At 64.9% G+C, this 24,321-nt stretch carries 23 protein-coding genes and 1 riboswitch; of the genes, 13 read left to right on the plus strand and 10 right to left on the minus strand.

Going from position 1 to position 24,321, the window contains the following annotated elements:
- Positions 1 to 610: 610 nt before the first annotated feature.
- The 3 genes from BMI89_RS07970 to BMI89_RS07980 form a co-directional block, all read right to left on the minus strand.
- Positions 611 to 2,254: an NAD(P)/FAD-dependent oxidoreductase gene (locus tag BMI89_RS07970; protein ID WP_078570524.1), complete on the minus strand. Its 1,644-nt coding sequence runs from the start codon at positions 2,252 to 2,254 to the stop codon at positions 611 to 613.
- Positions 2,255 to 2,429: 175 nt separating this feature from the next.
- The gene (locus tag BMI89_RS07975) at positions 2,430 to 3,044 is read right to left on the minus strand and encodes a glutathione S-transferase (protein ID WP_078570525.1); all 615 of its coding nucleotides are present in this window, start codon (positions 3,042 to 3,044) and stop codon (positions 2,430 to 2,432) included.
- Positions 3,041 to 4,417 (minus strand): NAD-dependent succinate-semialdehyde dehydrogenase, encoded by a 1,377-nt coding sequence (locus tag BMI89_RS07980; RefSeq protein WP_078570526.1) that lies wholly within the window; start codon positions 4,415 to 4,417, stop codon positions 3,041 to 3,043. Before BMI89_RS07980 ends, BMI89_RS07975 begins: the two co-directional genes overlap by 4 nt.
- 329 nt (positions 4,418 to 4,746) lie before the next feature.
- On the opposite strand from BMI89_RS07980, the gene BMI89_RS07985 reads away from it, so the two are divergent.
- On the plus strand, positions 4,747 to 5,859 hold the full coding sequence (locus BMI89_RS07985) for a zinc-binding dehydrogenase (protein WP_078570527.1): 1,113 nt from the start codon (positions 4,747 to 4,749) through the stop codon (positions 5,857 to 5,859).
- 82 nt (positions 5,860 to 5,941) lie between these two features.
- Here BMI89_RS07985 and BMI89_RS07990 read toward each other — a convergent pair whose 3' ends face one another.
- The 7 genes from BMI89_RS07990 to BMI89_RS08020 form a co-directional block, all read right to left on the minus strand.
- Complete coding sequence (locus BMI89_RS07990; protein WP_246831991.1) at positions 5,942 to 6,634, minus strand: DUF4386 domain-containing protein; 693 nt, start codon at positions 6,632 to 6,634, stop codon at positions 5,942 to 5,944.
- Positions 6,635 to 6,659: 25 nt separating this feature from the next.
- Positions 6,660 to 7,559, minus strand: coding sequence for an EamA family transporter (locus tag BMI89_RS07995; RefSeq protein ID WP_078570529.1), 900 nt, complete (start codon positions 7,557 to 7,559; stop codon positions 6,660 to 6,662).
- A 254-nt stretch (positions 7,560 to 7,813) separates the two neighbouring features.
- Positions 7,814 to 8,452 carry a DsbA family protein gene (locus BMI89_RS08000; RefSeq protein WP_078570530.1) on the minus strand — a complete coding sequence of 213 codons (639 nt, stop codon included), beginning with the start codon at positions 8,450 to 8,452 and terminating at the stop codon, positions 7,814 to 7,816.
- A complete protein-coding gene (gene wrbA, locus BMI89_RS08005) occupies positions 8,452 to 9,075 on the minus strand; it encodes an NAD(P)H:quinone oxidoreductase (protein ID WP_078570531.1) in 624 nt (207 codons plus the stop codon). The genes BMI89_RS08000 and wrbA overlap by 1 nt, the downstream gene beginning before the upstream one ends.
- Before the next feature lie 106 nt (positions 9,076 to 9,181).
- A complete protein-coding gene (locus tag BMI89_RS08010) occupies positions 9,182 to 10,069 on the minus strand; it encodes a LysR family transcriptional regulator (protein ID WP_078570532.1) in 888 nt (295 codons plus the stop codon).
- Positions 10,070 to 10,237: 168 nt separating this feature from the next.
- Complete coding sequence (locus BMI89_RS08015) at positions 10,238 to 10,705, minus strand: GNAT family N-acetyltransferase (RefSeq protein WP_078570533.1); 468 nt, start codon at positions 10,703 to 10,705, stop codon at positions 10,238 to 10,240.
- Between the two features lie 460 nt (positions 10,706 to 11,165).
- Positions 11,166 to 11,636, minus strand: a complete 471-nt coding sequence (locus tag BMI89_RS08020) for a PepSY domain-containing protein (protein WP_078522774.1) — start codon at positions 11,634 to 11,636, stop codon at positions 11,166 to 11,168.
- 125 nt (positions 11,637 to 11,761) lie between these two features.
- Between BMI89_RS08020 and BMI89_RS08025 the strand changes: the two genes are divergently transcribed.
- The 12 genes from BMI89_RS08025 (at position 11,762) to BMI89_RS08080 (ending at position 24,293) form a co-directional block, all read left to right on the plus strand.
- Complete coding sequence (locus BMI89_RS08025; protein WP_246831992.1) at positions 11,762 to 12,112, plus strand: PepSY domain-containing protein; 351 nt, start codon at positions 11,762 to 11,764, stop codon at positions 12,110 to 12,112.
- Positions 12,112 to 12,777 (plus strand): response regulator transcription factor, encoded by a 666-nt coding sequence (locus BMI89_RS08030; protein ID WP_078522772.1) that lies wholly within the window; start codon positions 12,112 to 12,114, stop codon positions 12,775 to 12,777. Before BMI89_RS08025 ends, BMI89_RS08030 begins: the two co-directional genes overlap by 1 nt.
- Positions 12,777 to 14,141, plus strand: a complete 1,365-nt coding sequence (locus tag BMI89_RS08035; RefSeq protein ID WP_078570534.1) for a HAMP domain-containing sensor histidine kinase — start codon at positions 12,777 to 12,779, stop codon at positions 14,139 to 14,141. The genes BMI89_RS08030 and BMI89_RS08035 overlap by 1 nt, the downstream gene beginning before the upstream one ends.
- Positions 14,142 to 14,278: 137 nt before the next feature.
- A complete protein-coding gene (locus BMI89_RS08040; RefSeq protein WP_078570535.1) occupies positions 14,279 to 15,664 on the plus strand; it encodes an MBL fold metallo-hydrolase in 1,386 nt (461 codons plus the stop codon).
- A 28-nt stretch (positions 15,665 to 15,692) separates the two neighbouring features.
- The gene (locus BMI89_RS08045) at positions 15,693 to 16,079 is read left to right on the plus strand and encodes a DUF302 domain-containing protein (RefSeq protein ID WP_078570536.1); all 387 of its coding nucleotides are present in this window, start codon (positions 15,693 to 15,695) and stop codon (positions 16,077 to 16,079) included.
- Between the two features lie 146 nt (positions 16,080 to 16,225).
- Positions 16,226 to 16,720 carry a hypothetical protein gene (locus BMI89_RS08050; RefSeq protein ID WP_078570537.1) on the plus strand — a complete coding sequence of 165 codons (495 nt, stop codon included), beginning with the start codon at positions 16,226 to 16,228 and terminating at the stop codon, positions 16,718 to 16,720.
- Between the two features lie 140 nt (positions 16,721 to 16,860).
- Positions 16,861 to 17,565 (plus strand): ABC transporter ATP-binding protein, encoded by a 705-nt coding sequence (locus BMI89_RS08055; protein ID WP_078551102.1) that lies wholly within the window; start codon positions 16,861 to 16,863, stop codon positions 17,563 to 17,565.
- 4 nt (positions 17,566 to 17,569) lie between these two features.
- Positions 17,570 to 19,933: an ABC transporter permease gene (locus tag BMI89_RS08060; protein ID WP_168176782.1), complete on the plus strand. Its 2,364-nt coding sequence runs from the start codon at positions 17,570 to 17,572 to the stop codon at positions 19,931 to 19,933.
- Positions 19,934 to 19,936: 3 nt separating this feature from the next.
- Positions 19,937 to 21,154 carry an HlyD family efflux transporter periplasmic adaptor subunit gene (locus BMI89_RS08065; protein ID WP_078570539.1) on the plus strand — a complete coding sequence of 406 codons (1,218 nt, stop codon included), beginning with the start codon at positions 19,937 to 19,939 and terminating at the stop codon, positions 21,152 to 21,154.
- 209 nt (positions 21,155 to 21,363) lie between these two features.
- Positions 21,364 to 21,472, plus strand: a riboswitch (guanidine-I (ykkC/yxkD leader).
- A 96-nt stretch (positions 21,473 to 21,568) separates the two neighbouring features.
- The gene (locus BMI89_RS08070; RefSeq protein WP_078570540.1) at positions 21,569 to 22,636 is read left to right on the plus strand and encodes a putative urea ABC transporter substrate-binding protein; all 1,068 of its coding nucleotides are present in this window, start codon (positions 21,569 to 21,571) and stop codon (positions 22,634 to 22,636) included.
- 56 nt (positions 22,637 to 22,692) lie between these two features.
- Entirely contained in the window at positions 22,693 to 23,505 is an 813-nt protein-coding gene (locus tag BMI89_RS08075) for an ABC transporter permease subunit (RefSeq protein ID WP_078522763.1), read from the plus strand.
- Positions 23,502 to 24,293: an ABC transporter ATP-binding protein gene (locus tag BMI89_RS08080; RefSeq protein ID WP_078570541.1), complete on the plus strand. Its 792-nt coding sequence runs from the start codon at positions 23,502 to 23,504 to the stop codon at positions 24,291 to 24,293. Before BMI89_RS08075 ends, BMI89_RS08080 begins: the two co-directional genes overlap by 4 nt.
- Positions 24,294 to 24,321: the final 28 nt, after the last annotated feature.

Consider the following 24,321-nt stretch of genomic DNA (forward strand, 5'->3'; position numbering starts at 1 on the left):
GATATGCTCCGGTCCGCATCGATCATCGACCAAACCGCCCGCATATCTCTTCAGATATCTATCAATGTCAAAGAGCGCGGAGACAAAATCAACCGGCCTCGCCTCAATCTCTTGGGGCGCCGCCTGCCAACCGTATCTCCAAAATTTCCTTCGCCTTCAGTCTCTTGCGATCCCTTCCGGCGCCCCGTTGCGGTGTGTGCCGCTTCGGTGAGGCGGTATTTACGGATCACTCCGCGGAGTCGCAAGTGCCTTTTTCGAAAAACTGTCACTTTTCTCGAAAGAACTCACCAAACCACTGAAATCGCTACGTTTTCAACACCACCGCAAATGCACCCAATTCACACCAAACCAGCGCAGGGAAGAATCTTGCGCAAATCACCCACCCCCGCGAAACCTCCTGAGCACCATGCCCCAAGGGCAGCACGCCAAACCGCCCGAGTCACCAGCGAAACGTACGGAATCGAACAGCCATCAAAGCGATGAAGACGCCGAGCCAAGACTAGGCTCAGGGCCTATTGGTCGGCATGCATCCCTTGGGGCGGCCTCCTCCTGAGGGCAGGACACCTGACCCACGCGCGGCATGACATTCCTGCCGCGCGCGCCGTTTGGGTCAATCGGCCAGCCTGATCGGCCCGCGCTCGGGATAGAGGTCGCCGGGACCGGGGTTTGCCGCGGGGCTGCGTCCTCCGAGATGCGTCATGATCCCCCACACCGCATTGAGCGACGTCTGCACCGCACCTTCGACCCAGGCGGGGGTCCAGCTCACACCATCACCGGCGAGGAAGACGCCCTTCTGGCTCTCGGCCATGTCTTGCTGCATGAAGTGGCCGTAGATGCGGTGGTTGTAGCGATAGTGACCCGGCAGGGCGCCCTTGAAGGCCCCGAGGAAGTTTTCATCCGCCTCCCAGCTCACGCAGATCGGCTGGCCGCGGATATGCGAGGCAATGTCGACGCCGGGGTAGATTTTCCCTAGCGCCTGCAGCGACAGCTCGACCCGGCGCTCCGCACTGAGCGGCAGCACCTTGAGCGCGTCGCTCATCCAAGCGTAGCTGAGACAAATCACACCGGGGTGGTCGGGCCCGTTGTCGAAGAAATAGGTGCCGCGCGTCAGCCGGTCGGTCAGCGTCATCGACATCAGCGGCTCGCCGGTTTCCGGATCGATGTCGTTCCAGAACGGTCGGTCGGTCATGACGAAGGTTTTCGCGGCCTGCATGTAGCGGGTCCGGTCGAGCGCCATCCACATCTTCTGATCGAACAGATCCTCTTCGGTCTCGATCGCCGTCGTCAGCAGGTGCGTCTGGCACGTCGCCAGCACCGCCGCATAGTCGTCCTCGTTGCCCCATTGGTCGCGAAGCCGGATCATCTCGCCTGCGCGGCTCAGGGCGGTCGCCCGGCTGCGCGTCGCACCGCCATGCAGGCTCGCGAGCGTCGTACCCTCCGGCCAAGGCGCGCAGGCAGGCGCCGCGTTCCAGAGGCGATGCAGGACAGTTTCCACCCCGCCCACGATGTAGCGCTGATCGTCGTCGAGCCCGAGCAGATTCACCCGCAGGATTTCCAGCATCGAGTTCGGGAAATCAGAGTCCCAGCCGCCAGTGCCGAAGCCGACCTGACCGAAAATCTCCCGGTGCGAGAAATCGAGCTTCTGAAACGCGTCGGAATGGGCCACGAAATCGTAGAAGGTGCGCTCATCCCAGTCTTGGACGAGCGGATCCCAGATCGCCTTGATGGCCTCAATGTCCTTGGCGCGCACCGCGGCTTGCAGGTCGGGAAAAGCCGCCTGACTGCGCAGCGCTTCGTCATAGGCCTCTGCAATCTGATGGTATTGCTCGGGCAGGTCCTCGAGGCTGCGGGCGAAATGCCGTTGGCCTTCGAGCTCGATGACGGTCGACCCGGCGGCGGGCGTCAGCGGGTTGGGAAAGGGTCGGCTCTCGCATCCGACGAGATCGACATAGTGGTAGAACCCACGCGAGGAGACGGGGAAGCGCATCCCGCCAAGCTCCGCCACGACCCCATTCGTTCCTTCGAAACTCTGCGAACGTAGCCGCCCGCCGAACTGAGAGGACTCGTAGACAACGGGCCGCAGTCCCAGCTTCATCAATTCGTAGGCCGCGATCACCCCGGCCGCTCCGGCGCCGATGATGGCGACAGGCGCGCCAAGCATGTCTTTGGGAATAGTGCCGAGACCCGCGGGATGACTGATCCAGTCCTCATAGGAAAAGGGGAAATCCGGTCCAAAGGCTGTCAATTGCTGCATAGCTGTCTCCTGCTCCGCCAGTCGTCACCGCAACCCGATGGATGCGGTAAAGAAGACCTCTACAAGAATGTCAGGGTCTGCAAGCGGGCATTCCGCGGGCGCTCGGGCCGGCGGGTTGACCAGATCGATCCGGCCTTTCAAGCCCGAGTCACCGCAGCGAAATCCGCGACGGCTCTCACCCGGGAGGCGCCATCGGGCCGGCGGCTTCCGTCGCCGCGATGTATCCCGGCTGCGCTCGCAGCGCCGCCCAATAGGCCGCGACCTTCGGATGATCCGCGAGCAGGTCGAACCGCGCCAACAAGGCAATGACATAGGACATCTGGATATCGGCCAGCATCGCCTTGTCGCCGAACAGCAGAGGCCCCGTACCGATCGCCCGTGCGATGAAATTGAGATGGGCATCAAGCGCCGCCTGCGCCTGAGCGGGGACCGGCTTGTCGCGAAAGGCTGGCAAAATCGCTTGCAGCACGACCTCGGCGAAGGAGCTCTCGACGTAATCGAGGAGCTCCTCGTGCTGCCAGAATTCCGGAGTGCCCCGCGGCGGTGTGTGGGTCTCGTCGCCGTATTTCGCGACGAGGTAGCGAAGGATCGTCGCGGACTCCGCGAGTATCCGATTGCCGTCCTCGATCACCGGAGACTTGCCCAAGGGGTGAACCCGGGACAGGGCCTCCGGCGCGCGAAAATTCTCGGTGCGCTGATAATCGACCCGGTGGCAAGGCTCGCCAAGATCGGCGAGCAGCCACAGCACCCGGGTCGCGCGGGAATAGTGCAGAGCGTGAAGCGTGATCATGGCAGGAACACCGCCTTGGCGTTGACGAATTCCTTCATGCCGAAGCCGCCATGCTCTCGCCCGTAACCGGAATCCTTCACCCCGCCGAAGGGCATGTTCGGATCGGCGGTCCCGAAGGAGTTGATCCGGACCATCCCGGTGTCGAAGTGATCGCGGGCGAGTTTGAGGGCGCGGTCTTCATCCTTGCTGAAGATCCCGCCGCCAAGGCCATAGCGGCTATCATTGGCGATGCGCATCGCATCCTCGTCATCCTTGGCGCGGATCACCGCAGCGACGGGACCGAAGATTTCGTCATCATAGGCGGGCATGCCGGGGACCACGTCGACCAGCACCGTCGCGGGGTAATAGGCGCCGGTGCCGCCCGGGGCCTCGCCACCGCAAAGAGCCTTTGCACCCTTGGCGAGGCTCTGCTCGACCTGCTCCTTCACGGTTTCGAACTGATCCTCGCTGGACAGCGGACCAAGCTGGGTGTCGTCTTTCGTGGGATCGCCCATCTTCACCGCCTTCATCTGCTCGACGAAGGCCTCGACGAAGGCGTCATAGACCTTGTCCGCCACGACGAACCGCTTCGCCGACACACAGGTCTCGCCGTTGTTATACAGCCGCCCCATCAGCGAGAATTTCACCGCCGTTTCGATATCGGCATCTTCCAGCACGAGATAGGCATCGTTCGATCCCAGCTCCAGCACGGTCTTCTTCAGCGCCTTCGACGCCACGCTGCCCACATGCCGACCTGCGCCGTCGCTGCCGGTCAGGGTCACACCGCGCACGAGCGGATGCTCGATCAGATTGTCGCTGGTCTCGTGGTCGATCAGGATGACCTGGAACAGATCCTCCGGCAGCCCAGCTTCGATGCACAGTTCCCGCAGGCGCAGCCCGGAGCCGGTGCAGATGCTCGCATGTTTGAGCACGCAGGCGTTGCCCGCCATCAGGTTCGCCGCCAATACGCGCACCGGCTGATAGAGCGGGAAGTTCCACGGCTGGATCGAGTAGATCACGCCGATCGGCTGATAGGTGACGACACCACGCGATCCGTTAGCGCCGTGGGTGCGTTCCTCGTCGGCGAGCGCGTCGGGCCCGGTCTTCGCGGTATATTCAAAGATCGCGGCGCAGATCTCGACCTCGGCCTTGCCGTCCTTCAACAGCTTTCCAGTCTCGCGCGTCATCAGCGCGGCCAGCTCCTCCGCATTCTCGCGAAGTTTCTCGGCGATCTTGGTCAGGTAGGGCGCGCGTTCGGAATGGGACATCTTGCGCCACTCCAGAAAAGCGGACTGCGCGGCCTCGAGTTTCTCGACGGCCTCCTGCTCGGACATCAGCGGATAGGTCTGGATCGTCCCGCCCGTCGCAGGGTTGGTGGTGGTGATCGTGGACATGAGAACTCCTTCGATTTCACCGGGGAAACTTGCACCGCAGTGGAGGAGTTCCAGCGCCGCCGACGGTAACGCGGCGTCTTTCGGCCCGCGAAACGGTCACTGCTGACCACGAAAACTTGTCCCAAGCCCGGCCTTGTCGCTCTCACCCGGGGCCAAGCATTTGAAGACCCCGGAAAAGACGCAGCGGAACGTAGCCGCGCGCCTTGTCGCTGCACGCTTTGCGGTCGCCTCGGACGCAGGGCGCTCTATCTGGCAATGCAAGCGCGCCCTCGGAAACCCCCGTGCGTGAACCAACCTCTTCCCGACGACATTCAAATCTGGAGATCGACATGGCGACCACTGGCAAGCAACTGTTCACGACGCTGGAGGCAGACGGTACGCTCACCGTCGCGATCGAGGACGTGGACTGCCCCGATCCGACCGGCAACCAAGTCCTCGTGAAGATGGAGGCGGCTCCGATCAATCCGTCGGACCTCGCCATACTCGTCGGCGCGGCGGATATGGAGAACGCGGAATATTCCCCCGGCAAATTCGTGGCCAAGATGCCCGAGCCGTTCAACGCGGGTTCGAAAGCGCGGCACGGCCTCAAGCTGCCTGCGGGCAACGAGGGCGCGGGCACGGTGGTCGCGACCGGTGACAGCGACGCGGCCAAGGCGCTGATGGGACAACGCGTGTCCTGCGTGCCGGGCAACGCTTACAGCCAATATTGCATCGCCGACGCGCAGATGTGCCTGCCGCTAGGCGATCATTCCTCCGAGCAGGGCGCGAGCGCCTTCGTCAATCCGATGACCGCGCTGGGGTTCGCCGAGAACGCCAAGATGGATAAGCAGGACGCGATCCTGCACACGGTGGGGGCGTCGAACCTCGGCCAGATGCTGACCCGCATCTGTCAGGAGGACGGGCTCGGTCTGGTCAATATCGTGCGCAAGGACGATCAGGTCGATCTGCTCGAGAAGATCGGCTCGACCCATGTCGTGAACTCCTCGCAGGATGACTTCATGGAGCAACTCAGCGCCGCGATCGACGACACCGGCGCCTTCTACGGCTTCGATCCGATCGGCGGCGGCCACGCGGTCGACAACGCCTTCAAGGCGATGGAACAGGTCGCGGTGAGCCGGATGACGGAATATTCGCGCTACGGCTCGAACCAGCCCAAGCGGATGTTCATCTACGGGCGGCTCGACACCGGCCCGACGACGCTTTCCCCGAGCTACGGTTTCGGCTGGACGCTGTCAGGCTGGCTGCTGTTCCCGTTCCTGCAAGCGGCGGGGCAAGAAACCGTCGGCCGCATGCGCAAGCGCGTGCGCGACAATCTCACCACCACCTTCGCCAGCCATTACAAGACGCGCGTCAATCTCGACGAGATGCTGACGAAGGAAGCCGTGACCGACTACCGGAAGATGAAGACCGGCGAGAAATACCTCGTGACCCCCTGGTCCTGATGATGCATCGCCGAAGTGGCCCCGATCCGATCCGGGCCGCTTCGGATTCCGATGCACCGACAGTCGCAGGGCCAAACCATGGTCAGCTCACGCTCCGCCCGTGTCGGCGCGGCGGAAACAGTAGCCTGAGGCAGAACGCAGTCTCTGCGAGGATCGTCACCCCATATGCCGGGGCAAAAGCCGCCGAGAGGTCGGGGGCGAGAAACCGGATCCCGCTGCCGATCAGATAGACCAGACCGGCCAGCGCGAGCCCCACCCCGAAAGCTTTCGCGAAGAGGCCCGAGCGCCAGACGAGAACGCCCATCATCAGGCTGTTCACACCGAAGAAGACCAACCCGAGATCGTAGCCATGGCCATGCAGGTCGAGAAAGATCAGCGCCAGCGACTGGGCGTCGGCCACATCATTTGCGTTTGACAGGAGCAGCCAAGCCGTCTGCAAGGCCATCAGATTTGCCGCGATGAGGACGGCCTGAACCAGCCGGAACACCATCGCCGACAGGGCAAGACCCGGAGCGATGCTGCGGAAAATCAGATAAAGCAAGACGGCAAGGCCCGCATCGCTCAGCGCCATCACCAGATCGGCGATGATCGCCAGCCGGAACTGGCCCGGCGCCGCCAGTATCGCCGAGGCCGTGCCCGCGACATCCGAAAGGTCGATAAGCGGAGCGCGAAGGCCAAGCTCCGCGCCGAGCCCCATGACGATGATGATGAGATATAGCAGCCCAGCGAGGCGCGACTTTCGGATCAGGTCGTCCGTCAGGGAAAGTTGGGCCACGCGGAAGTCCTCCATTGATTGCCTGTCAGACCGCTCTCGATTGCGCCACGACCGTGGGTCTGAAGGTGCCCGGCGCATGCGGACGGTTCGCGCGCTGCCCGGCCCAAACCGAGATTAGAACGATAGCCGCGCCGCTCATCTGGAGCAACGACAGGCCCTGCCCCAGCCAGAGCCAGCCGAGGGTGACCGCCGTGACCGGGCTCATCATCCCCAGCATCGAGACCGCGCCGGGCTCGAGACGGGCAATGCCCCGGAACCAGATCGCATAGGTCGCGCCCGCCCCGATCAGGCCAAGCCAGATCAGACCTGACAGGTTCAGCGCGGTCAGCGGCGGCAGCGACGGATCGACGATCAAAGCCAGCGGCAGCAGAACCAGCCCGCCCGCCGTCAGTTGCCAGCCGGTGAAACTCAGCGCCGAGACAGGCGGCTGCCATTTGCGGCTCAGCACGGTGCCCGCCGCCATCGACGCGGCCCCGCCAATACCGGCGATAACACCCACGGGATCGAGCGCGGCCTCGGGCCCCAGCAGCAGAAGCGCGACACCCAGAACGCCCGTCGCCGCAGCGGTGACGGCCCCGGCGCGCACCGGCGTGCCAAGCCAGCCGCGCGCCATGAGGATGACCATCATCGCCTGAAGCGAGCCGAGCGTCGCCGCGACCCCGCCGGGCAAACGATAGGCCGCCACGAAGAGAAGGCTCCAGAACAGGGCGAAGTTCAGACTGCCAAGGAGGAAAGTGCGGCCAAGCCATGCACGCGGCGGCAGCGACCGCGTGAACGCGACCAGCAACAGCCCCGCAGGCAAGGCGCGCAGGGCCGCAAGCGTGATGGGGTAGCCAGCGGGCAGCGCCTCGGTGGTGACGAGATAGGTGCTCCCCCAGATAGCCGGGGCGAGCGCCGTAAGAAGAATATCGGTGGTGCGTGACATTGGGTGACTCGTATTCAGGGAGAAGACCGGGCTTTCGCGGGCGGTATCGGCGGACCGCGTGAAGGTGCCTTTGGCGCCTTCGGTCGGGTCGCTCAGCGGAAGTGGCGAGGAGAAAGACAGGGGCGCTCGGGCCAAGGCTCGAGCCCGATATCGCGCATCAGATGGGGCGAGAGATCGCGCGGCACACGTCGCGGATGGAAGCGCCGATGCCGGAGACCACGGAACAACAAACGGATCTTCATCAGGGGCATTCCTCAGGCGACGAGTTTCAGCGAGCTGCGCAGCTGTGCCGCGAGGTCTTCACGCGTCCCGTTCACGAGCCGCGCACCGGTTTCCCGGACGATCAGCGCGGGGATGGAGCGCACCTGAAGGGCACGGGCGCGTTGACGATCGGCTTCGACAGCCTCCGCCGTGGCCGGATCGTCGAACGCCTCTGCGAAGGCCGCCGCCTCGAACCCGAGACTTCGTGCGACGTCGCGCACGATGACCGGATCGGCGATGTTCCGGGCCTCGGTGAGATGCGCGCGCTGCAGCCGGTCGAACATCTCCCAATGGGCGTCCTGCCCGCCCAGCGCCTCTGCGGCCTTGCATCCGAGCGCGGCGGTCATCCCGTGGGGATAGTCGAACGGCGCGGCTCGCATGGCCTCGATATCGACAAGCTCTGGCCGGTCGCTGACCTCTCTGCAGACCGCCCAATGCCCGAGGATGGTCTCGCGCGCGGCTTCGGGGGAGCCCCAGCGCGTGGCCATTTCGGCACGATCGGCTTGCAGGACGAAGGTGCGATGCCGAATGTCGAGATCGAACTCGGCGGCGAGGCTGCGCATCCGCGACGAGATGTTGAAACACCAGCAGCAGACGACGTCGTGAAAGAAATCGATGGTGAGCTTGGGCATCACGCGGCCTCCTCGTTCAGAGCGGCTCCTGCCAACCGCGCCGCGATGCGCGCGACATGAGCGCCTTGGAAGCGTGCGCCCGAGAGATCGGTTTCGGTCGGTGTCCGCGACCCGTCCGCCCCGGCGATCGTGCCAGCGCCGTAGGGCGCTCCGCCGACGATCCCGTCGGCCCGCGTCTGATCGGCGAAAGTGTAGGGCATCCCGGCGATGAGCATCCCGAAATGCTGCAGCGGAATCTGCGTCGAAAGCAGCGTCGCCTCGTGCCCGCCATGCTGCGAGCCAGTCGAGGTGAACACGGCGGCAACCTTGCCGACCAGCGCATTGCGCGCCCAGAGCCCGCCCGCCTGATCGAGGAAGGACTTCATCTGCCCGGCCATCATCCCGAACAGCGTGGGCGTGCCGAAGATGATCGCATCATAGGCTTCGAGATCGGCGGGGCTGGCGACGGGCGTATCGTCTGCGGCGAAGCCAGCCTTCTGCCGGATGTCGTCAGGCAGGGTTTCGGGAACGCGGCGCAGATCGACATGCGTGCCGGGCACGCTGCGTGCGCCCTCCGCCTCGGCTTGGGCGAGCGCACGGACATGGCCGTAGCTGGAGTAATAGAGAACGAGAACGCGGGTCATTTGATCCTCTCAGGGCATGGGTTTCGTTGCCTGAGAAGATCGCGGATCAGCCGCTTGGGAATAAGCGGCCGATGCGCAAATCACTCTTTACGCCGGTTGAAGAATGTCAGGGCGCCATCGCCGCCCGCAGGTGATCGAGAAACGCCGTCACTTTCGCATCCATGCCCAGCCGCGAGGCGGTCACGGCGAAAATCTCCGGCGCGGGCAGTTCCCACTCGGGCAGGACGCGCACCAGATCGCCGCGCCTCTCTGGCTCGTTCGAGACGAAATCCGGCAAGGTGCCGATGCCTTGCCCCGCGATCAGCAGGTCGCGCAGCACGAGACTGTTGCCCACGCGAATGGCGGGATCGAGATCTAGCGTGGTGGCCCCGGACGGCCCGTGCAGCGCCCATTTCGTCAGATGGTCGGCCAGCAGGAAGCCGATGACCCTATGCCCCGCGATATCCTCCGGCCCTTCGGGCGTCCCAGCTCGGGCAAGATAGGCAGGCGCGGCGAAGATGCGCTGCCGCATGGTGCCGATCTTGCGCGCGACCAGAGCCGAGTCCGGCATCGCCGGTCGGATGCGGATCGAGACATCGAAGCCGCCCTCCACCATGTCGACAACTCGGTCATCGAGCGAGAGCGACAGCCGCAGATCAGGATGCGCCTCCAGAAACTCCGGCAGAATCGGGGAAATCACCGTCTGCCCGAAAGAGCTCGAGGCGTTCACTTTCAGATGCCCGCGCACCGCCCCCGCCCCGTCGCGGATACGTGTCTCGACCGAGGTCACCGCGTCGAGGATACCGCTCGCCTCGTCATAGTAAAGACGCCCGGCATCGGTCAGAGACATCGAGCGCGTCGTGCGTGTCAGCAGCGAACTCCCGAGGCTTTCTTCCAGCAGCTTGATCTCGCGGCTCAAAAGCGCGGGCGACACCCCGAGATCCTCCGCCGCGCGCGCGAAACTGCCGCGCTCGACAATGCGGCGGAAGGCTTGCATGACGGAAAGCTTGTCCATTTCGGAAAACCCTCGGGGCGGTCAGGTAGCGCTCCGAATAGCACGAATTTCGCCGCACGCGAACGCCCTCGCAGAGAGCGACGGCAATTGCCGAAGCCGCAGGGTGCATCGCGGGAGACGAAGGCGATCTTCACGACCGCGGCCCAAAACTGCGACCAGAGGGCCCGCTCACTCGGCGTGCCGCTCCTCCAGATCCAGCCGCATCGTGGCCATGCCCTGCCGCCGCGACAGCTCCTCATAGCCAGCCGAGAGATAGGCGTTGTGGGCTGGCGCGTTGTCGACTTCCACCTTCAAGGTCAGGGTCAGCGCCCCGAGGTCGCGCGCCGCCTGCTCCACATGGCTCGTAAGCTCCGCAGCGGCGCCACCGCGTGCCTCTTCGATGAGATAGACATAGGTGAGATGCCGCACTTCCGGCCCGACACCCTCACGCAGCGCGAAGAAACCCACATCTCGCCCCGCGGCATCCTGCAGGTAGAAGGAGACATCTTCGCGGTCTCCGAGCCACTTCTGATGCCATTCCATCTCGTCGAAAGGGACTTTCGCATTGGGATTGAGCAGCGGGATTTCGGCGTCCGACAGCATTGCTGCCAAGGGTGCCAGATCGCGGTCGCGGTTGCGGCGCAGGGTAAGTGCCATATGTCCTTCCTTCGGCTGGGCCCGGCACGTGCGCCGAGGGTCCTCATGAAAGGTCGCGTGCCTGACACAGAAGTCCAGTGCGGGTCAACCGGAGGGCGCCCCGCAACTGCGTCCATGTCCAAGGTGCGGGCAGGCCCGAGCGGCGGGCCAGCAGATAGCGGCGTTCGGATATTCGCCATTTCGGAGCTTTGGAGAATAATCGAGCGAGCTTTGTGAGGGGTGTGGGGACGGCACAACAAAGCTCGCTCGATACCCCGCGGCTCAGGTCAGGCGTGTTTGCGGCCGGTGACCATGGCTCTCGCGAGGTGTTCGGGATGGGAGTGGCCCGCGAGGTGCACGCCTCCCAAATGTAGGACACTCAAATCGAGTGTCAGGTGGGCGGTGGCGAATCTCGCCACCAGCCCGCAGTATCCGAAGCGGACGAAAGGGCCTCAGACCCGCCTGGCCGCTCCTTCGCTCATCAGTCCAGCTCGGAGCCGATGATCTCGCCCGACACCGGGTCGAGCTTCAGCTCAAGCCGACGACCGTCGCGATCGCGGACCTTGGCTTCGTAGCTGTAGCGCTCCATCTCCATCTTGCTGATCTGGTAGCCCTCGGCACGCAGGTCGCTGGCGACCTCGTCCATCTTCTTCCACTGCTCGCGCGCCTGATTCATGTTGCGAACTTCCTCGCGGTAGTTCGACGGCATGCCATATTCGCCCTCGGACTCGCCATTGCGATACGAGTTGCGATATTCGTTCCGGTATTCGTAGGTCTCGCGGTTCTGGGACTTGGTCTGCGTGGCATTCTTCTGCGGCAGCATGACCTGACCGCCCGACTGCCCGCCGCCGCCATTCCCATTGCCACCAGGACCCTGCGCCTGTGCGGCACCGAGGCTGAATGCGCCGACAGCGGCACCGAGGGCGGCGGTGAAGAGAAGAGTGCGTTTCATCTTTAACTCCTGTGATCGGATAGGGGCGAGTTGCCCGGATGAGACGACATTGGCAGATTCACTCTGACGCCGTGCTGACGGGTTTTGTCAGCGTTCTGTCAGCTTGTTTGCGCTAGGAAGGCCGCATGAAAACGCTCACGACCCTCCTCCTTCTTTCGCTGGCCATGGCCACGCCCGCCCTCGCCGATCGTGCGGGAGGCGGCGGCGGCTCGGGCCGAGGCAGCTCGGATCACGACCGGGCGCGCAGCGCGGTCGAGCGCGAGGAAATCCTTCCGCTGTCGAAAATCCTCGGCAGTGTGCGCAACCGTTTCGGCGGCCGCGTCATCAAGCTGGATCTCGAATCGGATGACGGTCACTATGTCTACGAGCTCAAGCTGATCACCCCGGAAGGCCGGATTATCGAGCTTGAGGTTGACGCGGCGACCGGTTTGCCGATTGGTGGTCCCGAAGACAGCGAGCGCGACGAGGACAAGTAATGCGCGTATTGGCGGTCGAGGACGACCAGAGGATCGCGGCGGATCTCAAGGCTGCGCTCGAGGCGGCGGGATTTCTCGTCGAGACCTGCGCGGACGGGCTTGATGCGTGGTTTCTGGGCGATACCGAAGATTACGACCTCGTCATTCTCGATCTGGGCCTGCCGAAGATGGACGGGCTGAGCATCCTCAAGAAATGGCGCGCCAATGATCGCGAGATGCCGGTGCTGGTGCTGACCGCGCGCGGCGCCTGGACCGAGCGGGTCGAAGGCATCGACGCAGGCGCCGACGACTACCTGCCCAAACCGTTCCGCATGGAAGAGCTGGTCGCCCGTGCGCGGGCCCTGATCCGGCGCTCGGCGGGACGGGCCTCGTCGAACCAGAGCGTGGGCGAGTTGACGCTCGACGCGAACCGGATGAGCGTGTCGATCCGCGGCGTGCCGATCGCGGCGACGGCGCTGGAATTCCGGCTGCTCTCCTACCTGATGCTGCATCGCGACCGGGTCGTGCCGCCGACCGAACTGCTCGAACATCTCTACGGCGATGACGACTCGCGCGAGGCCAATGCGCTCGAAGCGCTCGTCGCGCGGCTGCGCCGCAAACTCGGCCCCGGCGTGATCGGCACGCGGCGCGGCTTTGGCTATTTCCTCGAAGGCGGCGACGCGTGATGCGGTTGTCGCTGCGCCTCCGGCTCGCGCTTGGCGGCGCACTGGCGGTGGTGCTGGCGCTGGCGATTGCCTCCGCGGCGCTGACGGCGCTGTTCGCCGCCCATGTTCAGCGCCGGGCCGAGGCCGAACTGTCGGTGCAGCTCGATCAGGTCGTGGCGGGGCTCGGGCGCGATGCCGACGGGAGGCTGGCGCTGCAAACGCCGCCCGCCGATCCGCGGTTCGATCAACCTCTCAGCGGGCTTTATTGGCAGATCGACCTCGGCGACACGCTGCTGCGGTCGCGCTCGCTTTGGGATTACGCGCTGCCCCTGCCGCCCGATGAGCTGCCCGACGGGCATATCCACGTGCATCGTCTCCCCGACCAAACAGGCGACACCCTTCTGACGCTGGAGCGCAGCGTGACTCTGCCGCCTTCGCTGGGCGGGAGCCAAGTGCGCGCGGCGGTCGCGCTGACGACGGTCGATCTGGATCAGGCGCGCAGCGATTTTCTGAAAGAACTTCTGCCCTATAACGCGATCCTCGCAGCCGCCCTGATCGTCGCCGGATGGGTTCAACTGTTCTTCGGCCTGCGGCCCCTGTCGGAAGTCGGGCGCCGCGTGCTCGCCGTGCGCTCGGGCGAACAGCGCCGCCTCGGGAGCGATTTTCCGAAAGAGGTGCAGCCCCTCGCGAATGAAGTCGACGCGCTGATCGACGCTCGCGAGGCCGAGCTCGACCGCGCGCGCCACCGCGCCGCCGATCTCGCGCATGGGTTCAAGACCCCTCTGCAGGCGCTGATGGGCGAGGCCGACCGGCTGCGCCAGACCGGCCAGACCGAGCCTGCCGCCGCCATCGAGGAAATTGCCGAAGCGATGCGCCGCCATGTCGACCGCGAGCTGACCCGCTCGCGCCTCGCGGGGCGCGTGGTGAAAGACAAGGCCACGGTGGCTCCTGTCGTGCAGCAGATCGTCTCGGTCGTCCGGCGCACGCCCACGGGCAGCGCGGTGGATTGGGACATCGCGGTGCCCGAGGATCTGCAGGTGACGCTCGACGCCAGTGATCTTGCCGAAGCCTTGGGCGCGTTGATCGAGAATGCCAGCCGACACGCCACATCGCAGGTCACGATCCGCGCCAGCCGCCGCGACGCGGCGATCGCGATCGAGGTGCAGGACGACGGCCCCGGCATCTCGGCGGACCGCATCGAACATCTTCAGAAACGCGGTGCGCGCGCCGATGAAAGCGGCCATGGCTTGGGACTGTCGATCAGCGCCGAGATCGCGCAGGCCGTCGGCGGCACGCTGAGCATCGCGAATGCGGAGACCGGGCTGCGTGTGACGCTAAACCTTCCCGACGCCCGCGCTGGCCTTCCCGGCACGCGCCGCTCCTGAACACCTGAAACGGTCATCATCCTCACGCATCGTTTATGAGCGATGTCCTGCCTACATATTCAAGTTTTGGAACATGAATCGATCGCGGCGCATTTCTCCGGCAATCCCGAGCTGACGGAAATTCGGAGGCAAATGACATGACCATGCGTTTTGAACAGATCCTTGCGGAAGGGATCGCCCAGTGCTCCTACCTCTTGGGCGACACCGGCAGCGGCACCGCCGCGGTCGTCGATCCCCGCCCGGATTGCGATATCTATATCGAGCGCGCCAAGGCGCTCGGCCTGACGATCACCCATGTTTTCGAGACCCATATCCACGCCGACTTCCTGTCGGGCGCGCGCGAATTGGTGGACCGGCTGGATGGCACGCCCAAGCTTTGCGTCAGCGTCGAAGGCGGCGCCGAATATGACTTCGCGCATGAGGGCATCCGCGATGGCGACAAATTCACCTTCGGCCAACTCACGCTTGAGACGCGGCACACGCCGGGGCACACGCCCGAACATGTCTCCTTCCTTCTCTACGAGAAGGAGAATGACGACCCGTGGGGCGTGCTGAGCGGGGATTCCTTCTTCGTGGATTCGGTCGGCCGCCCCGACCTGCTGGGCGACGACAAGACCGAGGAACTGACCGAGGCGCTGTTCCGCACCACGCAGGAATTCTACATGCAACTCCCTGACGGCGTGCTGGTCTATCCCTGTCACGGCGCGGGCTCAGCTTGCGGGCCGAATATCGGCGACCGGATGTCGACCAGCATCGCCTATGAGAAAGCCCATAACAAATACGTCCAGATCACCGATCTGGAGGCCTTCAAGGACGAGATGACGAAGGACGCGCCGCCGGTGCCCACGCATTACCCGCGCCTTAAGAAGGTCAACGCGGCGGGCCCCGAGGTGATGCACGGATTGCCGCGCTGCATCGGCAAGACCCCGGAGGAGTTCGAGGCGTTGATTGCCAAGGATGACGTGCAGCTCGTCGATCTCCGCGACATGCTCGCCTTCGGCGGCGGCTTTATCGAGGGCTCGATCAACATCGGGCTGCAGCCGATCCTCTCGGTCTGGGCCGGATGGATGCTCGATCCCGACAAACCCATCGCGCTTGTAAGCGAAAAAGCTAGCGACATCGACGAGGCTGTGCTGCGTCTCTGGCGCGTCGGCTTCACGAAATTCGCAGGCTACCTGAACGGCGGCATCGCCGCATGGCGCACCTCCGGGCGACCGCTTGCGCATATCCCGCAGGTCACCGTGCAGGCGCTGAAGGGCAGCGATCTGACCCCGCTCGACGTGCGCAAGGACGAGGAATGGGACGGCGGCCATATCCCCGGCGCGATCCACCATTTCCTCGGCACGCTCGAAGACGAGATGGGCCAGCTCGACCGTTCGACCGACTATGCGGTCTATTGTCAGGGCGGCTACCGTGCCAGCGTCGCTGCGAGCCTGCTGCACCGTGCCGGGTTCAAAAACGTCTCCGCCGTACCGGGCAGCTTCGGCGCATGGTCCGCGCAGGACTACCCGGTCGAAACCTGAACCGCTTTCAACTCAAGGAGCCAACACCATGAGCTACACCATCGACAAACGCCTCACCGATACCACGCTGGAAGAGGCCGACACCCGGACCCGCGAGGCCCTCAAGGAACAAGGCTTCGGCGTGCTCACCGAGATCGACGTGCAGGGCACGATGAAGAAGAAGCTGGACGCGGACATGCCCGGCTACCTGATCCTCGGCGCCTGCAATCCGAAGATGGCGCATCAGGCGATCCAGCTGGAGCCGAATGTCGGCGCGATGCTGCCCTGCAACGTCATTCTGCGGCAGGACGGTTCGGACATCCTCGTCTGCGCGATCGACCCGGAAGCCTCGATGACGGCGATCGACAATCCGCAGCTCAAGTCGGTCGCAGGTGAAGTGCGCGACATGCTGGCAAAGGCGATTGAAGCCCTTTGAGCTGGAATGACCCCGGCAGCGAGGCCTCCTCCGCTGCCGGGGCATCGACGCGCGCCTCCCGCGCAGCCCTTGCATTCGAGAGCCGTTTTGCGGGATATCACGGCCCGACGACCTCGCATGCGAGGTCCCGTTAAGCGAAGGCCAGAATGTCCCAGACCGACCGTCTCAAGACCGACTGTTCCCAATGCGCAGCCCTGTGCTGTCTGGTGCTGGCCTTCGACAAGGGCAAAGATTTCGCCTTTAGCAAGAACCCCGGCGAGCCCTGCCGGCATCTCTGTGGGCACGAATGCTCGATCCACGACAAGCTGACGCAGGAAGGCATGTCGGGCTGCGTCGCCTATGATTGCCTCGGCTCGGGCAACCGTGTCGTCCAGGAGGTCTTCGGCGGGCAAACCTGGCAGAGCGAGCCGCGCCTGATGCCGGTGATGATGGAAGCCTTCTCCGCCATGCGCGAGGTCCATAAGCGGATCGACCTGCTGCGCGCCGCCGAGACCCTGTCGCTGGATGCGAGCGACGAGCGCAAACGGCGCGACTTCCTCGACCATCTCGAGCAGCACGAATGGACCCATCCCGAGCTGAACGAATTCGAGTTCGGACTGGCGCTCGAGATCGACCTCTTCTTCCACAGCCTCAGCACGTAACGCGCCCCTGCGCCTCGATGCGGCGGGGCCACGCTGAAGCGCTCAACTCCCCGCCAGAGCCGACAAATTTTGACTGCCTGAAGAAGCTGTGATCTGATCTGGGTCGGGCACTTTGCCCGATCTATCTCAAGAGGCCGAGCGTGCAGCCTGCCTTTCGCACCGAAGCATTGTCGAAGACCTACGGCGAAGGTCCTGCCGCGGTCCACGCGCTCCGAGAGGTGACGCTGGAAATTCCGCGCAGCGAGGTCGTCGTGCTGCTGGGCCCCTCGGGCAGCGGCAAATCCACCTTTCTCAACATCATCGGCGGGCTCGACAGGCCAAGCTCGGGTCAGGCGTGGTTCGGCGATCAGAACCTGACCGAGATGTCCGACCGCGCGCTGACGCAATATCGGCGCAGCCATGTCGGCTTCGTCTTTCAGTTCTACAACCTGATGCCCAGCCTCACCGCGCGCGAGAATGTCGATCTGGTGACCGAGATTTCGCATGACCCGATGGATGCGGGCGAGGCGCTGCGGCTGGTGGGGCTGGAGGAACGGCTCGACCACTTCCCGGCGCAGATGTCGGGCGGCGAGCAGCAGCGCGTCGCCATCGCGCGCGCCATCGCGAAGCGTCCGGCGGTGCTGTTTTGCGACGAGCCGACCGGGGCGCTCGACAGCACGACGGGGCGCCGTGTGCTTCAGGTGCTCAACGATGTGAATCGCGAACTGGGCACCACCGTGCTGATCGTCACCCATGCGGCGGCGACAGCGGCGATGGCGCATCGCGTGCTGCATTTCACCGATGGCCAACTGCGCGAGACGATCGTCAACGAGACCCGCGCCGATCCTGCCGAGATCGAATGGTAAGCCGATGGCCCTGACCGTTCTCCATCGCAAGCTCTTCCGCGACCTCTGGCGCATCCGGGCGCAGGCGCTTGCGATCTCGGCGGTCGTCGCTCTGGGCGTGATGGTGCAAGTGATGATGGCGGGGCTGACCGACACGCTCACCGTCACCCGCGACGCCTATTTCGAACGGCACCGGCTGGCGCAGGTTTTCGAGCCGCTCACCCGCGCGCCCAGCTCGATGATGGAACAGGTCAACGCCATTCCCGGCGTGCTGGCCGCCGAAGGCCGGATCAGCGGCTTCGGCCGGATCGACGCAGACGGCGGCGAGCCGGTGCAGGCGCGCATCCTGTCGCTGCCCGGTGCGGCGGGGCTCAACGGCATCCTGATGACGGCAGGACGCAAGCCCATCGCCGGGCGCAGCGACGAGGTCGTGCTGCTCGACACATTCGCAGCCGCCCGCGGGATCGCGCTTGGCGACACGCTCGGCGTCACCGTCGAAGGCCGCCACCAAAAACTGCAGGTCGTCGGTTTCGCCCGCGCACCGGAGTTTCTGTTCATGCCCGCACCGGGCGAATTCTTCCCGACCGATGGCCGCTTCGCCGTGATCTGGATGGAGCGCAAGGCCGCCGGTGCCGTGCTCGATCTCGACGGCGCGTTCAACGAGGTGCTGGCGCTCACCACACGCGAGCGGCCCCGCAAGGCGGTGCTGGCCGATCTCGACCGGCTGATGGCGCCCTATGGCGGCGGCGCGGGCTATGTGCAGGACCAGCAGACCTCGGCACGCTTCATCGAGGAGGAACTCAAAGGCCTGCGCCAGTCGCGGGTGTTTCTGCCGCCGATCTTCCTCGCCGTCGCGGCCTTCCTGCTCAACGTCACGATCACCCGGATCGTGCAGGCCGAGCGGCGGGAGATCGGGTTGATGAAAGCCTTCGGCCATAGCGGGGCGGAGATCGCGGGGCACTACCTCGAAATGGCGCTGATGATCGCCTTCGCGGGCGCGCTGCTCGGATCGGCACTGGGCGTGATGCTCGGGCGCTCGATCACCGGGCTCTACATGGAATTCTACAAATTTCCCTATCTCGTCTTCTCGATGCGTCCCGGCCCCTTCGCCGGGGGGCTCGCTTTCTCGCTGATCGCCGCCGCGCTCGGTGCGGCGATTGCGCTGCGCACGGTGTTCCGCCTGACACCCGCCGAGGCGATGCGCCCCCCGGCCCCGCCCGATTTTACCCATGGCCGGGTCGGCTTCCTCGCGACCGTCACGAGGGTCTTCGACCAGCCGGGGCGGATGATCCTGCGCCAGATCACGCGGCAGCCGGTGCGCAGCCTCGGCACGGTCGCGGGCGTGGCCGCGGGGCTCGCGCTGAACATGGCGATGCTGATGATCTATTCGGGCTTCGACCACACGATGGATGTCACCTTCGGCTTTGCCGACCGCTCCGACGCGACGGTGAGCTTCATCCACCCGGTCTCGCGCGATGTGACGCATGAGATTGCGCACCTGCCCGGCGTGCTGGAGGCCGAACCGACGCGCTATGTGCCGGTCCTCTTCCGCAACGGCGTCATCACCCATCGCGGCGAACTGACCGGCCTGTCCGAGGATGCGCAGCTCAACCGCGCGCTGCGCCCCGATCTGGAGCCGATCGCCCTACCCGCGCAGGGCGTCGTGATCTCGCGGGGGCTCGCGGATGTACTGAAACTCCAGCCCGGCGAAAACCTCACCGCCGAGGTCACCGAGGGCCGCAAGCGGACCCTCTCGCTGCCGGTCGCGGCGATCTCCGACACCCTGCTGGGCGCTCCGGCCTATATGCGCCTCGACTCGCTGACCCGGGCCGTGGGCGAGGCGGACCGGATCACCTCGGTCTCGATCCGCACCGAGGGCGCCCCGTCGCCTGAGCTTCTGCACGAGCTGCGCGAGCGTCCCAAAGTCGCGGGCGTCTCGATCAAATCCGACAGCCTGGCGGCGTTCCGGGAAATCGCCGACGAGGGCGCGGGCCAGATGCGTTTCGTCTTCGGGGCGATCGCCTTCGTGCTGAGCTTCGGCATCGTCTACAACGCCGCGCGCAACGCATTCGCGGAACGCGCGCATGAATTGGCGAGCCTGCGCGTCCTTGGCTTCACCCGCGGAGAGGTGACGCTGATCCTGGCCGGGGAGATCACCCTGCTGGTCGCCTGCGCGCTCCCGGTCGGCATCTGGTTCGGCTGGACGCTTGCCAAGTTGATCGCACGCGTTTTCTCCAATGAACTCTACCGGGTCAGCGTCAGCTTCGATCTGCCCAGCATCGCGACGGCGGTGCTGGTCGTGGTCTCCGCGACACTGGCCTCGATCCTGATGTTGCGCCGCGCGCTGGATCGGTTGAACATGATTTCGGCGCTCAAGGCGAGGGACTGACCCGTGACACCAAAACCCCGGACCAGATGGCTCATTCTCATCCTGATCGGCCTGATCGCGGCGGGCGCAATTGCCGCGCTGCTTTGGCCGCAGCCGCAGACCGTCGATATGGGCGAGGTCACGCGCGGCCCGATGAAGCTTGTCATCGAGGATGATGGCCGGACCCGCGTGAGCGAAAGCTACACCGTCTCGACCCCGGTGAGCGGCAGGCTGCAGCGGCTCGATATCCATGTCGGCGATCATGTCGTCGCGAATGAGACGGTCGTCGCCCGGATGCGCCCTGCCCTGCCCGCCGTGCTGGATGCGCGCAGCCGGGCGCAGGCGGAAGCCGCGCTGGCCGAGGCCCAAGCCGCGCTGAGTGCCGCCGAGGGCGATTACCGCGCCGCCGTCGCGATGCGCGAACAGGCCGATAGCGATCTCGCGCGGTCGCAGCGGCTCGCGCTTTCCGGCACGATCAGCCAGTCCAAGCTGGACCGCGATCAGATCAATGCCGATTACGCCGCCGCGCAGGAAGCCGCCGCGAAAGCTGCCATCGCGATGCGCGAGGCGGCGCTGGCCTCCGCGAAATCCGTGCTGCAGAACGATGCCGCCGCGAACAACAGCGACGGGGTCGAGCCGATCCCCCTTTATGCGCCCGCCACGGGAACGGTGCTGCAAATCCTGCAGGAAAACGAGACCGTGCTCTCTGCGGGCTCCCCGATCATGGAGATCGGCGACATCTCGGAGGGGCTCGAAGTGGTGGCCAATCTTCTGTCGCGCGACGCGGTGCGCGTGCGCCTCGGCGATCCGGTGGAAATCACCGATTGGGGCGGGCCGGACGTGCTGGAGGGCAAGGTGGTCCGCATCGATCCATCGGGCACGACGAAGGTCTCCGCCTTGGGCGTCGAGGAGCAACGCGTCGGCGTGGTCATCGCCTTTACCGGCGATGCCGCGCAGCGGGCCGGTCTGGGTCACGGCTTTCAGGTGACCGCCCGGATCGTGGTCTGGCAGAACCCCGACGCGCTGAGGGTGCCGTCGAGCGCCCTGTTCCGGCGCGGCACCGGCTGGGCCGTCTTCAAGGTCGAGGACGGGCGTGCGCGGGAAGTGAACGTGGAAATCGGGACCGACAATGGCACCTATGCCGAGCTTCAGGACGGTCTGAACGAAGGCGACAAGGTCGTGCTCTATCCCGTCGAAACGCTGGAAGACGGCGCACCGGTGGAGGCCCGATCGGGCGATTAAGCTGCGCCTCACGCCCCGCCTTCAACACCTCGCGAGGAATCACGAAGCCGCACGAAAAGCGCACCAACCGATCAAATATGCTTGGGGCGCTGCCCAAAAAGCCATCACTTGAGAGTTTTTTGCGCCCAATTGCCATGCGGGGCGCAATCCGGGCGGCTTTTGCCCCCTCTCCACCTTTGGAAACGCACCAAGGTCATGCCCGAATGAACCTGCAGGGCGCTTAGGGTTCCGTTGCCGACAAGGCAGGTCTGGTCCGAGAAGTGCCACCCACGCGGCAAATTCCGTGCGGGCACACGGCGGGCCAAAATCCCGGGAGATTACTGCGCAGGTCTGACCCGCGCCTCATCTCTTGTTCCGCCAGCGGGTCGGCCTCTACGCCATAAAAAGGCGGGACGCATGCCAACGGGGAAGACCATGACCAGAACGAAATTCCTGTCCGCCACGGCCCTCAGCTTGGGCGTTCTCGCCGCCTCTCTCTCGCCCGCGATGGCCGAGCAGAAAACCGATTTCAAACTCGCATGGTCGATCTATGCCGGCTGGATGCCTTGGGGCTATCTGGACAGCTCGGGGATCATGGACAAATGGGCCGAGAAATACGGCATCACCGTCGATATCGTTCAGATCAACGACTACGTGGAATCGATCAACCAATACACCGCGGGCGGCTTCGATGGCGTCTCGGCGACGAACATGGACACGCTCTCGATCCCGTCGGGCGGCGGCGTCGACACGACCGCGCTGATCGTCGGCGACTATTCCGACGGCAATGACGCGATCATCTCGAAGAAAGCGACCTCGATCGAGGAGTTGAAGGACACCAAGGTGAACCTCGTCGAGCTGTCGGTCTCGCATTACCTGCTGGCGCGCGCGCTCGACAAGGCCGGGCTGGCCGAGAAGGATCTCGCCGGTGTCGTGAACACCTCCGACGCCGACATGATCGCCGCCTTCGCGACCCCCGAGGTCGAGACTGTCGTGACGTGGAACCCGCTGGTGTCGGAAATTCTCGACACCAACCCCGATGCGAACAAGCTCTTCGACAGCTCGCAGATCCCGGGCGAGATCCTCGATCTGATGGTGGTGAATACCGAGACGCTCAAGGACAATCCCGATTTCGGCAAGGCCGTGGTCGGCGCCTGGTATGAGGTCATGTCGAAGATGGCCGCAGGCGACGAAGAGGCCCTGACCGCGATGGCCGAGGCTGCCGGCACCGATCTCGAAGGCTACAAGGCGCAGCTCGCCGCGACGGCGATGTTCTACGATCCGGCCAAGGCGGTCGAGCAGGCTTCGAGCGCAGAGATGCCCGAGACCATGACCACGGTCGCGAACTTCCTGTTCGACAAGGGCATCCTTGGTGTCGATGCACCCTCGGCCGATTTCGTGGGCGTCGAATATCCTGACGGCAAAGTCACGGGCGACGAAGCCAATGTGAAGCTGCGCTTCGACACGACCTACATGCAGATGGCGGCCGACGGCGCGCTTTGATCTGACTTGCCCGGCCTTCGGGCCGGGCCCTTTTCCGACAATTGCCGAAAGCGCCCATGCGTTTGCTCAACCGACATCCGACCCGGCCCACCGGCATCCTGCTGGCCGCGCTGCCCTTCGTGGCGGTGCTCATCGCCTATTGGATCGGCTCGGAAATCCGGCTCGCGGCGAACCCGCAAGACAAGCTTCTGCCCGCGCCCGAGACCATCATGAACACCGCCGGGCGGCTCTTCACCGAGCCGAACAAGCGTACCGGCGAAATCCTCCTCTGGGCCGATACTTTCGCGAGCCTGCGGCGTCTGGCCTTCGGGGTCGGCATCGGGGCGCTGATTTCTCTGACGGTCGGGGTGGGGATCGGGTTGCTGCCTTACGTGCGACGCGGATTGTCGAGCTTCGTCGCGGTGCTCTCGATGGTGCCGCCGCTGGCGCTCCTGCCGATCCTCTTCATCGTTTTCGGACTGGGCGAGACCTCGAAGATCGTGCTGATCGTCATCGGCATCACGCCCTTCCTGATCCGCGACCTCTCGCAACGCGTGCTCGACATTCCGCACGAAGAGATCGTGAAGGCGCAGACGCTGGGCGCTTCCACATGGGTCATCGCGCTGCGCGTGGTGCTGCCGCAAATCCTGCCGCGCCTGATCGCGGCCATCCGCCTGTCGCTTGGCGCCGCGTGGCTGTTCCTCATTGCCGCAGAAGCCGTCGCGGCCGAGGTCGGCCTTGGCTACCGCATCTTCCTCGTCCGACGTTACCTCGCGATGGATATCATCCTGACCTACGTCATCTGGATCACGCTACTCGCCTTCCTGATCGACTTCGCGCTCAAGACGCTCTCGCGCAAAGCCTTCCCGTGGCTGGGAGGTGGGCTATGAGCTTCGTCACCGTCCGCGATGTCTTCCAGGAATACGACGGTCGCCCGATCATCGAACGCGTCAATCTCGACGTGGCCGAGGGCGAGTTCGTCTCGATCGTCGGCGCCTCCGGCTGCGGCAAATCCACCTTCCTGCGGCTTCTGCTCGCTGACGAGACCCCCACGCGGGGCCGCATCACCGTCGATGGCGGTCGGCCCGCGCGCGAACCGGGCCGCGAGCGCGGCGTGGTGTTCCAGAAATACTCGGTCTTCCCGCATATGACCGTGCGCGACAACATCGTCGCCGCCGAGAGTTTCCCGAAAGGCTTCGGCTGGTTTCGTGGCGCGAAGCTGCGCGAGGCCCGGGCCCGCGCCGATGAGGTTCTCGAGCGGATCGGGCTGGCCCATGTGGCGAAGAACTACCCCTCGACCCTCTCGGGCGGGATGCAGCAACGTCTCGCCATAGGGCAGGCGCTGCATGCGCGGCCCCGCATCCTGCTGCTCGACGAGCCCTTCGGCGCGCTCGATCCGGGCACACGGCTCTCGATGCACGAATTCCTGACGCAGCTGCGCGCCGAGACCAGCATGACCGTCTTCATGGTCACCCATGATCTGGGCGAGGGCTTCAAACTGGGCGACCGCGTTCTGGTGTTCGACAAGACCCGCTGGGACCCGGATTATCCCGAACGCTACGGCGCGACGATCACCTATGATTTCGACGCCCGCGATCACGGCATCCCGTATCAGCACATCCTCGACAAGATCCCGTCTCTGGCCGCGCAAAGCGACCCTGCGCCCGCGCCGGACTGAGATCAAAGTTTCACCGCGCGCGCCGCTG

The organism is Thioclava sp. F36-7, from assembly GCF_002020075.1.
Taxonomy (GTDB): domain Bacteria; phylum Pseudomonadota; class Alphaproteobacteria; order Rhodobacterales; family Rhodobacteraceae; genus Thioclava; species Thioclava sediminum.